At 77.6% G+C, this 16,026-nt stretch carries 2 protein-coding genes (1 of these 2 running past the window's edge); both read right to left on the bottom strand.

Annotated features, from left to right (window positions below):
- Window positions 1–7 precede the first annotated feature (7 nt).
- Window positions 8–766, bottom strand: a complete 759-nt coding sequence (locus tag AD017_RS25865; protein WP_060575843.1) for a thioesterase II family protein — start codon at window positions 764–766, stop codon at window positions 8–10.
- A gap of 140 nt (window positions 767–906) precedes the next feature.
- On the bottom strand, window positions 907–16,026 hold the 3' portion of the coding sequence (locus tag AD017_RS25860) for an SDR family NAD(P)-dependent oxidoreductase (RefSeq protein ID WP_369822005.1). 13,620 nt of this gene lie beyond the right edge of the window; 15,120 of the gene's 28,740 nt are visible here — the last part of the coding sequence; its start codon lies off the right edge, out of view — the gene reads right to left on this strand; it ends in the stop codon at window positions 907–909.

Genomic DNA, 16,026 nt, shown 5'->3' with positions numbered 1-16,026 from the left:
GGCGGGGTCATGCCAGGGTGGTGAGGACCTTCCGGAGCATCGCGATGATCGCCGGGGCGTCGGAGCCGAGGAAGAAGTGCCCGCCCGGGCGGACGTGCAGGTCGAACGGTCCGGTCGTGTGGTCGCGCCAGGACTCCGCCTCGTCGTGGGAGGTCTTGGGGTCGCTGTCCCCGGTGAGGACGGTCAGCGGCGCGCGGACGGTGGCCCCGGGCGCGCAGCGGTAGGTCTCGATCGCCTGGTAGTCGCTGCGGATCGCGGGGAGGATCATCCGGAGGATCTCCTCGTCACCGAGCAGCGCGGTGTCGGTGCCCGCCAGCAGCGTGAGCTCCTCGACGATGCCCTCGTCGGTCAGCCGGTGCACGTTCTCGTCCCGGACGCGGGACGGGGCGCGCCGCCCGGAGGCGAACAGGTGGGCGATCTCGCCGCCGCCCGCCTCGTGCCGGCGGGCGACCTCGAACGCCAGTGTCGCGCCCATGCTGTGTCCGAAGAAGACCGTGGGGCGGTCCTGCAGGGAGTCGCGCAGTGCGGCGTGGACCTGGTCGGCGAGCGTGTGGAGGTCGCCGGGGCTGATCTCGCGGCGCCGGTCCTGGCGGCCCGGGTACTGCACCGCGAACACCTCGGCGTCGGACTGCAACTGCGCGGAGACCGGGAAGTAGAACGAGGCCGAGCCGCCCGCGTGCGGGAAGCACACGAGCTGGACGGGTCGCTCCGGCGCCGGGTGGAAGCACCGGACCCAGAGGCTCTCCTCGGTGGCGGTCGTCGTCATGGGGTTCCCTCCTCGCGGACGCGCCCGGCGTGCTGCCGGACGGCCCGCCCAGTGAACCGGCCGGCAGGCCGGTGAATCCCTAGTCCTGGTCCCGGGGGCAGGGCGGCCGGGACCGGCCGCCCCACCCCGGGACCACGGCGTCAGCCGAGCCCGAGCTCGTCGTTGAGCAGGGCGAACATGTCGTCGTCGGACGCGTCGGCGAGGGTGTCGCCCTCGCCGCCGTCGACGCCGTCGCCGGTCTCCGACGGCCGGTCCTCGGCGCGCGCCCCGGCCCACTTGGTCCGGAGCACCTCGATCCGGCCCGCCACCCGGCGGTGCTCCCCCTCGTCGTCGACGCTGAGGCCGGCGATCGCCCGCTCCAGGCCGTCGAGCGCGGCGAGGACGGCGTCGGCGCCGACGGGCTCGTCGACGACGAGCCGGCTCCGCAGGTGCCGCACGACCTCGGCCGGGGTCGGGAAGTCGAACAGCAGGGTGGCCGGCAGCCGCAGCCCGGTGGCCACGTTGAGCCGGTTCCGGTACTCGACCGCGGTGAGCGAGTCGAAGCCCAGCTCCTGGAACTGCTGCCGGACCCCGACCGCGGCGGCGTCGGTGTGCCCGAGGACCTCGGCCGCCTGGCCCCGGACCACGGCCAGCAGGATCTCGTCCTGCTCGGCCGCGCCGAGCCCGGTGAGCCGCCGGGTCAGCGCGTCGGCGTCCGGTGCGGCGCCCGCGGTGGCGGTCCGCCGTGCCGGGGCCCTGACCAGACCCCGCAGCAGCGCCGGGACCTCCCCGAGCGCCCGCAGCGCGGCCAGGTCGAGCCGGACCGGCAGGGCCAGCGCCCGGCCGGTCGAGCCGGCCGCGAGCAGGGCGTCGAAGAGTTCGAGGCCCTGCCCGGCGGGCAGCGGCGGCATCCCGGAGCGGGCCAGGCGCTGCGCCTCGGCCTCGCCCAGGGTGCCGGTCATGCCGCTGCCCTGCTCCCACGGTCCCCAGGCCAGGGACAGCCCGGGGAGCCCGTCGGCGCGGCGGCTCGCCGCCAGCGCGTCCAGGTAGGCGTTGCCCGCCGCGTAGTTGGCCTGCCCGGCACCGCCGAGCACGCCCGCGACCGAGGAGAACAGGACGAACGCGTCGAGGTCCAGGCCGCGGGTCGCCTCGTGCAGGTGCCACGCGGCGTCGGCCTTGGGCCGCAGCACGGTGTCGAGCCGGGCCGCGTCGAGGGAGCCGACCACACCGTCGTCGAGGACGCCGGCGGTGTGCACGACCGCGCGGAGCGGGCGCTCCCGCCCGGCCTCGGCGACCAGTGCGCTGACGGCGTCGCCGTCGGCGACGTCGCAGGCCACCACCCGCACCCGGGCCCCGAGCGCCTCGAGACCGGCGACGAGCTCCGCCGCCCCGGCCGCGTCCGGGCCGCGGCGGCCGGCGAGGACCAGGTCCCGCACGCCCCGCTCCGCGACGAGGTGCCGGGCGACCAGGCTGCCGAGCCCACCGGTCCCGCCGGTGACGAGCACGGTGCCGTCGGTCCGCAGGGCCGGGGCCCGGTCGTCGTCGCCACCGTCGCCGCTCCCCTGCTCCGGAGCCGCGTCGATCCGGGCCAGGCGCGGGGCGCGCAGCTCGCCGTCGCGCAGTGCCAGTTCGGGCTCCTCGGACACCGCGGCGAGCGCCGCGGCCAGCTGCGCCGGGTCGGTGCCCGTCGCGTCCGGGTCGAGGTCGAGCAGGCCGAGGACCCCGGGGTTCTCGTTCCCTGCCGACCGGACCAGGCCCCGGACCGCGGCGGCCGCCAGGTCGGGCACGCCGCCGTCGTCGACCGCGACGGCGCCGCGGGTGACGACCACCAGCCGGGCCGCCGCGAACTCCTCGGTGGTGAGCCACTGCTGGACCTGCTCCAGGACCCGGGTGGTGCAGGCGCGCACCTCGCCGGGCCGTCCGGTCACGCCGGGCTCGGCCGCCACCGGGACCAGCACCACGTCCGGCACCGGGTCCGTGGCCGCGGCGAGCGCGGCCAGGTCGTCGGCCTGCACGGCGTCCGGCACGGCCCCGGCCAGCCCGAACGGGTCGGCCCCGACGACGGCGACCGCGGGTGCGGCCTCCTCCGCCGCGCCGACGACCGTCCAGTCCAGACCGAACAGCGCGTCGCGGCCGGTGCGGGCGGCACGCAGCTGCTCGGCGGCGACCTGCCGGGTGTGCAGGCCCTCGACGGTCACGACCGGCGCGCCCGCCCCGTCGACCGCGTGCACCGACAGCACGCCGTCCCCGGCAGGGGCGAGCCGGACCCGCAGCACCGCGGCTCCCCCGGCGAGCAGCGACACCCCGGACCAGGAGAAGGGCAGCGCCCCGCCGCCCGTCCCGCCGGTGCCGTCGGGGGCGAGCGCGGTCAGCAGCGACGCGTGCAGCGCGGCGTCGAGCAGTGCCGGGTGCACGCCGAACCCGTCGGTGCCACCGGCACCGTCGGGGAGCTCGACCTCGGCGAACAGCTCCTCGCCGCGGCGCCAGGCCGCGCGCAGGCCGCGGAACACCGGGCCGTAGGCGAACCCGGCGTCGGCGAACGTGTCGTAGCAGCCGTCGGCGTCGATCGCGACGGCGTCCTGTGGCGGCCACACCGCCGCGTCGAACCCGGCCGGTGCGGCGGGACCGGCCGGGGCCAGTGCACCGGCCGCGTGCCGGGTCCAGGCGCCGTCGCCCGTGCCCTCGGGCCGGGAGTGGATCCCGATCGCGCGGTGCCCGCCGACGTCCGGGGCGTCGACGGTGACCTGCACCTGCAGGGCACCCTGCTCGGGAAGGGCCAGCGGGGCGGCCAGGGTCAGCTCCTCGACCCGGCCGCAGCCGACCTCGTCGCCGGCCCGGATCGCCATGTCGAGCAGCGCGGTCCCGGGGACGAGCACCTGGCCGAGGACCGTGTGGTCGGCCAGCCACGGGTGCGAGCTCCGGGAGAGCCGCCCGGTGAGCACCACGCCCTGTCCGGACGCGAGCTCCACGGCGGCGCCGAGCAGCGGGTGCTCGGGTGCGCCGAGCCCGGCCGCGCGGACGTCGCCGCCCGAGGTCCGGGCCGCCGGCCAGAACCACTGCCGCTGGAACGCGTACGTCGGGAGGTCGACGCGGGCCGGCCGGGTCCCGGTGAACAGGTCGTCCCAGCCGCCGGCGCGGCCGGCGGCGTGCAGCTGCGCCCGCGCGGTGAGGGCGGTCGTCTCCTCGTCGCGGTCGCGGCGCAGCAGCGGCACGGTGACGGCGCCGTCCGAGGCGGTCTGCGCGGCCAGTGCCGACAGGACACCGTCCGGCCCGATCTCCAGGTAGGCGGTGACGCCCTCGGCGTCGAGGGTCGCGACGCCGTCGGCGAACCGGACGGCCTCCCGGACGTGGCGCACCCAGTACTCCGGGTCGCACAGCTCCCCCGGACCGGCGAGCGCACCGGTCAGGTTCGACACCACGGGAACGACCGGCTCGGTGTAGGTCAGCTGCTCCGCGACCGCGCGGAACTCCGCCAGCATCGGGTCCATCAGCGGCGAGTGGAACGCGTGCGAGACCTGCAGCCGGGTGGTGCGCCTGCCCTGTCCGGCGAGGCTCCTCCCGACGGCCAGCACGTCGTCCTCGGCGCCGGACACGACCACCGAGGCCGGTCCGTTCACCGCGGCGACCGCGACGTCGCCGGTGAGCAGCGGCGTGACCTCGTCCGCTGCTGCCTGCACCGCGATCATCGCCCCGCCGGTCGGGAGGGCCTGCATCAGACGGGCCCGCGCTGCGACCAGCCGGGCGGCGTCGGCCAGGGAGAACACCCCGGTCACGTGCGCCGCGGCGATCTCACCGATCGAGTGCCCGGCCAGCAGGTCCGCGCTGATCCCCCACGACTCGACGAGCCGGTGGAGCGCGACCTCGATCGCGAACAGCGCGGGCTGGGCCCAGCCGGTCTCGTCGAGGCGGCCGGACTCCCGGTCGTCGCCGGACGCCCACATCACCTCGCGCAGCGACGGTGTGCCGCCGCCGGCGGGGTCGAGCTCGGCGTCCAGCGCGGCGACGACGGCGTCGAACGCCTCGGCGAACACCGGGAACCGGTCGTACAGCTCCCGTCCCATGCCGGGCCGCTGCGAGCCCTGCCCGGAGAACAGCAGGGCCGTGCGGCCGCCGTCGCTCTCGCCGGTGACCGCCGCCGGGTCGGGGCGACCGCAGGCGAGCGCGTCGAGCGCCGCGAGCGGGTCGGTGCCGTCCGCGGCCAGGACGACGGCGCGGTGGGCGAACGCGGACCGGGTGGTCGCGAGCGCGTGGGCGACGTCGACCCGGCGCGGGCCGGGCCGCTCGTCCAGCGCGTCCCGCAGGCGCGCCGCCTGGGCGCGCACTGCCTCCGGCGAGCGGCCGGAGAGCACCCACGGCACGAGGCCGGGCTCGGGCGCCGCGGGCCCGGCCGGCTCCGCCGGCTCGGCGACGGCGGCGGGCTGCTCCAGCACGACGTGCGCGTTGGTCCCGCTGATGCCGAACGACGACACACCCGCCCGGCGGGCACGCCCGGTCTCCGGCCACACGGTCTGTTCGGTGAGCAGCGCGACGGTGCCGTCGGACCAGTCCACGTGCGACGACGGCGCGTCCACGTGCAACGTCCGCGGCAGCACCCCGTGCCGCATCGCCAGCACCATCTTGATCACACCGGCCACACCGGCCGCGGCCTGCGTGTGCCCCAGGTTCGACTTCACCGACCCGAGCAGCAGCGGCCGCTCCGGATCGCGGTCCCGGCCGTAGGTCGCGATCAACGCCTGGGCCTCGATCGGGTCGCCCAGGGTGGTGCCGGTGCCGTGCGCCTCGACCACGTCCACGTCGCCGGCGGACAGCCCGGCGTTGGCCAGGGCCCGCCGGATCACCCGCTGCTGCGACGGCCCGTTCGGCGCGGTCAGCCCGTTCGAGGCGCCGTCCTGGTTGACCGCGGACCCGCGCAGCACGGCGAGGATCTCGTGGCCGTTGCGGAGCGCGTCGGACCGCCGCTCCAGCACCAGCATGCCCACGCCCTCGGACCAGCCGACGCCGTCGGCGGACTCCGAGAACGCCTTGCAGCGGCCGTCCGGGGACAGGCCCCGCTGCCGGGAGAACTCGACGAACGTGCCCGGCGTGGACATCACGGTGACGCCACCGGCGAGGGCCAGCGAGCACTCCCCCGCCCGCAGCGCCTGCGCGGCGAGGTGCATGCCCACCAGCGACGACGAGCACGCCGTGTCCACGGTGACGGCCGGGCCCTCCAGCCCGAACGTGTAGGACACCCGGCCCGAGGCGACGCTGCCGGCGCTGCCCTGGCCCTGGAAACCCTCGAACTCCTTGCCGCCCAGGAGCGAGCCGTAGTCGCTGTACATGACGCCGGCGAACACACCGGTGGCACTGCCGCGCAGGCTGGTCGGGTCGATCCCGGCCCGCTCCACCGCCTCCCAGCTCGTCTCCAGCAGCAGCCGCTGCTGCGAGTCGGTGGACAGCGCCTCGCGGGGGCTCATCCCGAAGAACCCGGCGTCGAACCCGCCGGCGTCGTGCAGGAAGCCGCCGTGCCGGGTGTAGGAGGTCCCGGTGTGCTCCGGGTCCGGGTCGTAGACCGACCCGATGTCCCAGTTCCGGTTCGTGGGGAACCCGGAGACGGCGTCGACGCCGTCCCCGACGAGCTGCCACAGGTCCTCCGGCGAGGACACCCCGCCGGGGAACCGGCACGCCATCCCGACGACGACGACCGGGTCGTCGGCCACCGCGGCGGCGGGCGCCACGGACGCCGGCACGGCCCCGTCGGCACCGTCGGCACCGAACAGCTCGTCGTGCAGGTGCTCCGCCAGCGCGGTGGCTGTCGGGTGGTCGAACACCAGGGTCGCGGTGAGCCGCAGCCCGGTGGCGGTGCTCAGCCGGTTCCGGAGCTCGACCGCGGTGAGCGAGTCGAACCCGAGGTCCCGGAACGGTGCCTCCGCGTCGACCACGGCCGGGTTCGCGTGCCCCAGTACCAGTGCGATCCGGGTGCGGACCAGGTCGAGCAGCTCGCGGCGGCGCTCGTCGGGCCCGAGGGCGACGAGCCGGTCCACCAGCCCCGCGACGGTCGCCGAGCCGCCGGCCGCGGCCCGGCGGGTGCGGGTCCGGACCAGGCCGCGCAGGATCGCGGGCACCTCACCGGACGCCGACAGCGCCGCGAGGTCCAGCCGCACCGGCGCGACGAGGGGGTGACCGGTCCCGCTCACGGCGAGGGCCGCGTCGAACAGCGCCAGGCCGTCCTGCGCCGACAGCGGCGGCATCCCGGACCGGGCGAGCCGCTGCGCCTCGGCGTCGTCGAGGGTGCCGGTCATGCCGGTGCCCTGCTCCCACGGCCCCCAGGCCAGCGAGACACCGGGGAGGCCGGCGGCGCGGCGGTGTGCCATCAGGGCGTCGAGGAACGCGTTGCCGGCGGCGTAGTTCGCCTGCCCGGCGCTGCCGAGCACGCCCGCCACCGAGGAGAACGCGACGAACGCGTCCAGGTCCAGGTCCCGGGTCGCCTCGTGCAGGTGCCATGCCGCGTCGGCCTTCGGCGCCAGCACGGTGCCGAGCCGCTCGGGGGTGAGCGAGGCGAGCACGCCGTCGTCGAGCACACCGGCGGTGTGGACGACCGCGGTCAGCGGCCGCTCCGCCCCGGCGGCGGCGACCAGCGCGGCGACCGCGGCCGGGTCGGACACGTCGCAGGCACGCACGGACACCTCGGCGCCGCGCGCCGTGAGGTCGTCGACCAGCTCGGCGCTGCCGGGGGCGTCCGGTCCGCGCCGGCCCGCCAGGACCAGGTGCCGGACGCCGTGGACGTCGACCAGGTGGCGCGCGAGCCGCGCGCCGAGGCCGCCGGTGCCGCCGGTGACCAGCACGGTGCCGTCCGGGTTCCAGACGGCCGCGTCGCCGCCGGCCGGCAGCCGGGTGAGGCGGGCGGCGAGTACCTGCCCGCCGGAGACCGCCAGCTGCGGCTCGTCGGAGGCGAGCGCCGCGGCGAGGGCCTGCCCGTCGGTGCCGGTCCCGTCCAGGTCGACGTGGCCGACGGTGCCGGGGTTCTCGGTCTGCGCCGACCGGACCAGCCCGGCGACGGCGGCGGCCGCGAGGTCGCTGCCGTCGCGTGCGCCCCGGGTGACGACGACCAGCCGGGACCCGGCGAGCGCGTCGTGCCCGAGCCACTCCTGCAGCGTCTCCAGGACCTCGGCGGTGTGCCGGTGGGTGCCGGCCACGGGGTCGCCGGTGCCGCCGGCACCGAGGACGACGACATCGGGGACGTCAGGGCCCGCGGCGAGTTCAGCGGGACCGGTGCCGGTGCCGACGGTCACGCCGGCGTCGGCGAGCGGGCCGGCGAGACCGAGGGGGTCGTCGCCGAGCACCGCGACCGTCCGGGGCGCCCCGGTGGCCGCGACGGGCTGCCAGGTGACGCCGAACAGGGCGTCGCCCACGCCGGGGACGGCCGCGTCGCCGGTGACGGCGCGGGTCAGCAGCGACTCGACGGTGACGACCGGTGTCCCGGCCGGGTCGGTCGCCCGCACCGACACCGCGTCGGCGCCGGCCGGGGCGAGCCGGACGCGCAGCGCCGTGGCGCCGGAGGCGTGCAGCGTCACGCCCTGCCAGGAGAAGGGCAGGGCCGCCGCCCCGCCGTCGCCGAGCCCGGCGAGCAGGGAGGTGTGCAGGGCGGCGTCGAGCAGGGCCGGGTGCAGGCCGAACGCGTCGGCGGTCTCGGCCGCCCCGTCGGGCAGGGCGACCTCGGCGAACAGCTCCTCGCCGCGGCGCCACGCCGCGCGCAGGCCGCGGAACACCGGGCCGTAGCCGAACCCGGCGCCGGCGAACGCGTCGTAGCAGCCCTCGACGTCGACCGGCTCGGCCCCGGCGGGCGGCCACTCGGCCGTCGCCGCGTCGGGGGCCGGGGTGCCGGTGCTGCTCAGCGCGCCGGTGGCGTGCTGTGTCCAGGCGCCGTCGCTACGCGACCAGATGCCGACGGTGCGGTGCCCGTCGTCGTCCGGTGCCGTGACGGCGACCTGGACCTGCACCGACCCGGAGGCGGGCAGGACCAGCGGGGCGCCGAGGGTGAGCTCGTCGACCCGGTCGCAGCCGGCCTCGTCCCCGGCGCGGACGGCCATCTCCAGCAGCGCGGTGCCGGGCACGACGGCCCGGCCGGCCACGGTGTGGTCGGCCAGCCACGGGTGGGTCCGCAGCGACATCCGCCCGGTGAACAGGCACCCGTCGTCGGCGGCCAGGCCGACGGCGGCGCCGAGCAGCGGGTGCCCGGCCGTGCCGAGCCCGGCCGACCGCAGGTCGGCGCCGCCGCCGAGCGGCCCGGTGGGCCAGTACCGCTCCCGCTGGAACGCGTACGTGGGCAGCTCCACCCGGCGGCCGCCCGCGAGGAGCGCCGGCCAGTCGACGGGCGTGCCCGCGGTGTGCAGCCGGGCCAGCGCGGCGAGCGCCGCCTCCGGCTCGGGGCGGTCCGTGCGCAGCAGCGGGACGACGGTGGCGCCGTCGGCGGCCTGGCCGCGGACCAGCGCGGACAGGACGCCGTCCGGTCCGAGCTCGAGGAACGTGCCGACGCCCGCGCCCTCCAGGGCTGTGACGCCGTCGGCGAAGCGGACGGCCTCCCGGACGTGCCGCACCCAGTACCCGGGGTCGCACAGCTCCCCCGGACCGGCGAGCGCACCGGTCACGTTCGACACGACCGGGACCGACGGCTCGGCGTAGGTGAGCCCGGCGGCGACGGCCGCGAACTCGTCGAGCATCGGGTCCATCAGCGCCGAGTGGAAGGCGTGGGACACGCGCAGCGCGGTGGCCCGGTGCCCGTCGGCGGTGAACCGGGCGGCGACCTCGCGGACGGCGTGCTCGTCGCCGGAGACGACGACCGACTCCGGGCCGTTGACCGCGGCGATCGACAGCCGGTCGGTGACGTACGGGGTGACGTCGTCCTCGGTCGCGCGGACGGCGATCATCGCGCCGCCCGCCGGGAGCGCCTGCATCAGCGAGGCGCGCGCCGCGACCAGCCGGGCGGCGTCGGCCAGCGAGAACACCCCGGCGACGTGCGCCGCCGCGATCTCGCCGATCGAGTGCCCGGCCAGGACGTCCGGGGTGATCCCCCACGACTCCGCCAGCCGGTAGAGCGCCACCTCGAGGGCGAACAGCGCCGGCTGGGTCGTGCCGGTCCCGTTCAGCGCGGCCTCGGCGGCGTCGCCCTCGCCCCACACGACGGCGCGCAGGTCGCCCCCGAGCTCGGCGTCCAGCGCCGCGACGACGGCGTCGAACGCCTCGGCGAACACCGGGAACCGGCCGTACAGCTCACGGCCCATCCCGAGCCGCTGCGAGCCCTGCCCGGAGAACAGCATCGCGGTGCGGCCGGTCCGGGCCGTCCCGGTGACGACCGCCGGGTCCGGGGTGTCCCCGGCGAGCGCGGCCAGGGCACGCAGGGCGTCGTCACGGTCACCGGCCAGGACGGCGGCGCGGTGGTCGAACAGGGTGCGGCCGGTGGCCAGCGACAGGCCGACGTCGGCGGGCCGCAGCCCGGGCCGCCGCTCCAGTGCGCCGGCCAGCTTCGCGGCCTGCCCGGCCAGTGCCTCCGGCGTGCGGCCGGACAGCACCCAGGGCACGACCGCGTCGTCCCGGTCGCCGTCGGGGGTCACGACCTCCGCGGGCCGGGCGGTGGCCGGCTGCTCCAGGATCACGTGGGCGTTGGTGCCGCTGATCCCGAACGACGAGACCGCTGCCCGGCGGGGCCGGCCGGTCTCCGGCCACGCGGTCTGCTCGGTGAGCAGCGCGACGGTGCCGTCGGACCAGTCGACGTGCGACGACGGGACGCCGGCGTGCAGCGTCCGCGGCAGGGTGCCGTGCTCCATCGCCTGCACCATCTTGATCACCCCGGCGACGCCGGCGGCGGCCTGGGTGTGGCCGATGTTGGACTTCACCGAGCCGAGCAGCAGGGGCCGCTCGGGATCGCGGTCGCGGCCGTAGGTCGCGATGAGGGCCTGGGCCTCGATCGGGTCGCCCAGGGTGGTGCCGGTGCCGTGCGCCTCGACCACGTCGACGTCCCCGGCGGCGAGCCCGCCGACGGCGAGCGCCTGCCGGATCACCCGCTGCTGCGACGGCCCGTTCGGCGCGGTCAGCCCGTTGGACGCGCCGTCCTGGTTGACCGCGGACCCGCGGACCACGGCGAGGATGTCGTGCCCGTTGCGGAGCGCGTCGGACCGCCGCTCCAGCACCAGCATCCCGGCGCCCTCGGACCAGCCGACACCGTCGGCGTCGTCGGAGAACGCCTTGCACCGCCCGTCCGGGGACAGGCCGCGCTGCCGGGCGAAGTCGACGAACACGCCGGGCGTGGACATGACCGTCACGCCGCCCGCGAGGGCCAGCGAGCACTCCCCGGTGCGCAGGGCCTGCATCGCCCAGTGCATCGCCACCAGCGACGACGAGCACGCCGTGTCCACCGTGACGGCCGGGCCCTCCAGTCCGAGGGTGTAGGACACCCGGCCGGAGGCGACGCTCGGCGAGCTGCCGCTGCCCTGGAAGCCCTCGAACTCGGGGCCGGCGAGCACCGCGCCGTAGTCGCTGTACATGACACCGGCGAACACACCGGTGGCGCTGCCGCGCAGCGAGACCGGATCGATCCCGGCCCGCTCCACCGCCTCCCACGACGTCTCCAGCAGCAGCCGCTGCTGCGCGTCGGTCGCGGTGGCCTCGCGCGGGCTCATCCCGAAGAACCCGGCGTCGAACTCGGCGGCGTCGTGCAGGAAGCCGCCCTCACGGGTGTAGGAGGTGCCGAGGTGGTCGGCGTCCGGGTGGTACAGGTTCTCCAGGTCCCAGCCGCGGTCGGTGGGGAACCCGGAGATCGCGTCACCGCCGGAGGTGACCAGGGTCCAGAGGTCCTCCGGGGTGGCGACGCCGCCCGGGTACCGCGACGCCATCCCGACGATGACGATCGGGTCGTCGGCGACCGCCGCGGTGCGCGGCGTGACGGCCGGGACGTCGTCGCCGGTGCCGAGGAGGTCGTCGAGGACGACGTCGACCAGCAGGTCGACGGTGGGGTGGTCGAAGACCATCGTGGCGGGCAGCCGCAGGCCGGTGACGGTGTTGAGCCTGTTGCGCAGCTCGACCGAGGTGAGCGAGTCGAAGCCGAGGTCGCGGAACGCGCGCCCGGCGTCGACGTCGTCGGCGCCGGCGTGGCCGAGGACCAGCGCGACCTGCCCGCGGACGAGGTCGAGGAGCACCTCGCGGCGCTCGTCCGGTGCGAGGGCGGACAGCCGGTCCCGCAGCCCGGAGGCGGCGGCCGAGCCGGCGACGGCGGCGCGGCGGGAGCGGCCGCGGACCAGCGCCCGCAGGACCGCGGGCACCTCGCCCTGGGCCCGCAGCGCGGCCGGGTCGAGGCGGACCGGGGCGATCGCCGGCTCGCCGGTGGCCAGCGCGGCGTCGAACAGGGCGAGGCCCTGCTCGACGGGCAGCGCCGGGACACCGGACCGGGCGAGGCGCTCCGCCTCGGCGTCGGTGAGCTCTCCGGCCATGCCCAGCTCCCAGGGACCCCAGGCCAGCGCGGCGGCGGGGAGTCCCTCGGCGCGGCGCCGGGCGGCGAGGGCGTCGAGGAACGCGTTCCCGGCGCCGTAGTTCGCCTGGCCCGGGTTGCCGAGCACACCGGCGACCGAGGAGAACATCACGAACGCGGCCAGGTCGCGGTCGCGGGTCGCCTCGTGCAGGTGCCAGGCGGCGTCGATCTTCGGGCGGAGCACCGCCGCGAGCCGCTCCGGTGTCAGCGACGCGACCAGGCCGTCGTCGAGCACGCCGGCGGCGTGGACGACGGACCGGACCGGGTGGTCGTCGAGGAGGGCGGTGACGGCGTCGCGGTCCGTCACGTCGCAGGCGACGACGGTGGCGCGCGCCCCGGCGTCGGCCAGTGCGGCGACGAGGTCGGCGGCGCCGTCGGCGTCCGGTCCGCGGCGGCTGACCAGCAGCAGGTCGCGCACGCCGTGCGCGGCGACCAGGTGCCGGGCGAGCACGGCGCCGAGACCGCCGGTACCGCCGGTGACGAGGACGGTGCCGTCGCCGAGTTCCGGGGTTCCGGGGTCGGTGCCGGCGGGTGCCCGGCGGACCAGGCGGGCCGCCCGGACCTCGCCGTCGTGGGTGCGCAGCTGCGGCTCGTCGACCGTGTCCGCGAGGAGGGCGGCGACCGGCAGCGTGGCGGCGGCGTGCGGGTCGAGGTCGACCAGGCCGAACGCGCCGGGGTTCTCCGACTGCGCGGACCGGACGAGGCCCCACACCGCGGCCGCGGCCGGGTCGTCGCCGGTGGTGGCGCCGCGGGTGACGACCACGAACCGGGTGCCGGCGAAGCGCTCGTCGTCCAGGCGGGCGCGGACGAGGCCGAGCACCCGGGCGGTGAGCGCGTGGCCGGCCGCGGCGGCGTCGTCGCCGGGGCCGGCCGCGACGGGCAGCAGCACCGGCCCGGCGGGCGGGCCGGACGGCAGGTCGTCGTGGTGCTCGACGGTCGCGCCGAGCTCCTCCAGCGCGCCGGTCAGGCCGAACGGGTCGTCGCCGACCAGGAGGGCCGTCGTGCCGGAGGGGAGCTCGGTGACGTCGGGCACGGTGGTCCAGTCGAGCCGGAACAGGGCGTCCCGGACCTCGGGTGCGGCGCCGCCGACGGTGCCGGCGTCCCGCATCTCCAGCGCCCGGACCTCGGCGACGGGGGCGCCGCCGGTGTCGGTCGCGGAGACGGCGAGGGTGCCGTGGTCGTCGCGGCGCAGCCGCACGCGCAGCGCGGACGCGCCGGCCGCGGCCAGCGAGACCCCGCTCCAGGCGAACGGGACGCCCCCGGCCGGGGCCCCGCCGTCCGTGTCGTGCTCGCTGCCCTCGACCAGCCATGCGGACTGCAGGGCGGCGTCGAGCAGGGCGGGGTGCAGGCCGAACGCGGAGGCGGTCTCGTCGGCCGGTGCGGGGAGGGCGAGCTCGGCGAACACGTCGCCGTCACGCCGCCAGGCGGCCCGCAGGCCCTGGAAGACCGGGCCGTAGGCGAAGCCCTCGGCCGCGCGGGCCGGGTAGAAGCCGTCGAGGTCGACCGGCTCGGCACCGGCCGGCGGCCAGACCCCGTCGAGCGGGTCCGGGACGGCCGGGAGGTCGGTGACCAGGGTGCCGGTGGCGTGCAGGGTCCAGTCGGTACCGGGGTCGGCGCCGTCGCCGGCCCCGTCGGGGCGGGCGTGGACGGTGACGGGGCGGCGGCCCGCGGCGTCGGGGGCGCCGAGCCGGACCTGGGTCCGGACGGCGCCGTCGCCGGGCAGCACCAGCGGCGCGGTGAGGGTGAGCTCCTCGACGTGGTCGCAGCCGACCTCCTCACCGGCGCGCAGCGCGAGCTCGACGAACGCGGTGCCGGGCAGCAGCACCCGGCCACCGACGGCGTGGTCGGCCAGCCACGGCCGGGTCCGGGCCGAGATCCGCCCGGTGAGCACGACACCCTCGCCGTCGGCGAGCGCGACGACGGTCCCGGCCAGCGGGTGCCCGGTCGCGCCGGGACCGTCCGGTGCGCCGGTCGTCGCGGCCGGCCAGAACGGCCGGTGCTGGAACGCGTAGGTGGGCAGGTCGACGAGCTCCGCACCGGCCGGGAGCAGGGCGCTCCAGTCGACCGGGACGCCCGCGGTGTGCAGCGCGGCGAGCGCGGTGAGCGCGGTGCGCTCCTCGTCGCGGTCCCGGCGGAGCACCGGGATCGTCCCGGCCTCCTCGGGCAGGGACTCGCGGGCCATCGCCGAGAGCACGCCGTCGGGGCCGAGCTCCAGGAACGTGGTCGCACCGGCCTCGGCCAGCGCCCGGACGCCGTCGGCGAAGCGGACCGCCTCCCGGACGTGCCGCACCCAGTACTCCGGGTCGCAGAGCTGCCCGGGTGCGGCGAGCGCACCGGTCAGGTTCGACACGACCGGGAGCACCGGCTCGGCGTAGGTCAGCTGCTCGGCGACGGCACGGAACCCGTCGAGCATCGGGTCCATCAGCGGCGAGTGGAACGCGTGCGAGACACGGAGCGCGGTCGTCGTGCGGCCGTCGGCGCGCAGCCGTTCCGCGACCGCCTCGACGGCGTCGCGCTCGCCGGACAGGACGACCGAGGCGGGGCCGTTGACCGCGGCGACGGCGACGCCGCCGGTGAGGTGCGGGCGCACCTCGTCCTCCGCCGCCCGGACGGCGACCATCGCGCCGCCGGCCGGGAGCGCCTGCATCAGCGAGGCGCGGGCCGCGACCAGCCGCGCGGCGTCGGCGAGGGAGAACACCCCGGCGACGTGGGCCGCGGCGATCTCGCCGATGGAGTGCCCGGCGACGAGGTCCGGGATGATCCCCCACGACCCGGCCAGCCGGTACAGGGCGACCTCGATCGCGAACAGCGCGGGCTGGGCGGCACCGGTCTCGTCCAGCGCGGCGGCGGCCGCGTCACCGCTGCCCCAGACGGTCGAGCGCAGGTCGCCCCCGAGCTCGGCGTCCAGCGCCGCGACGACGGCGTCGAACGCCTCGGCGAACACCGGGAACCGGCCGTACAGCTCACGGCCCATCCCGAGCCGCTGCGAGCCCTGCCCGGAGAACAGCATCGCGGTGCGGCCGGTCCGGGCCGTCCCGGTGACGACCGCCGGGTCCGGGGTGTCCCCGGCGAGCGCGGCCAGGGCACGCAGGGCGTCGTCACGGTCACCGGCCAGGACGGCGGCGCGGTGGGTGAACCGCGACCGGGTCGTGGCCAGTGCCGCCGCGACGTCGGCCGGGACCAGACCGGGCCGGTCCTCGAGGTGCGCGCGCAGGCGGTCGGCCTGGCCGCGCAGCGCCTCGGGGGTCCTGCCGGACAGGACGAGCGGCAGCAGGCCGTCGCGTGCGGGCTCGGGCTCCGCGGTGTCCGCGGGCTCGACCGGCGCCGGCTGCTCCAGCACGACGTGCGCGTTGGTGCCGCTGATCCCGAACGACGAGATCCCGGCCCGGCGGGCACGGCCGGTCTCGGGCCAGGCCGCCTGCTCGGTGAGCAGCTCGACGGCGCCGGCCTCCCAGTCGACGTGCGACGACGGCTCGGTGACCCCGAGCGTGCGGGGCAGCACCCCGTGCCGCATCGCCATGATCATCTTGATGACGCCGGCGACACCCGCGGCGGCCTGGGTGTGGCCCATGTTGGACTTCACCGACCCGAGCAGCAGCGGCTGCTCACGGTCCTGCCCGTAGGTCGCGAGCAGCGCCTGGGCCTCGATCGGGTCGCCCAGCGTGGTGCCGGTGCCGTGGGCCTCGACGGCGTCGACGTCCGCGGTGGACAGCCCGCCGGAGGCCAGCGCCTGGCGGATGACCCGCTGCTGCGACGGCCCGTTGGGGGCGGTGAGCCCGTT

The organism is Pseudonocardia sp. EC080619-01 (assembly GCF_001420995.1).
Classification (GTDB): domain Bacteria; phylum Actinomycetota; class Actinomycetes; order Mycobacteriales; family Pseudonocardiaceae; genus Pseudonocardia.
The sequence above is the reverse complement of the archived record's forward strand: the minus strand, read 5'-3'. Positions and strand labels throughout refer to the sequence as shown.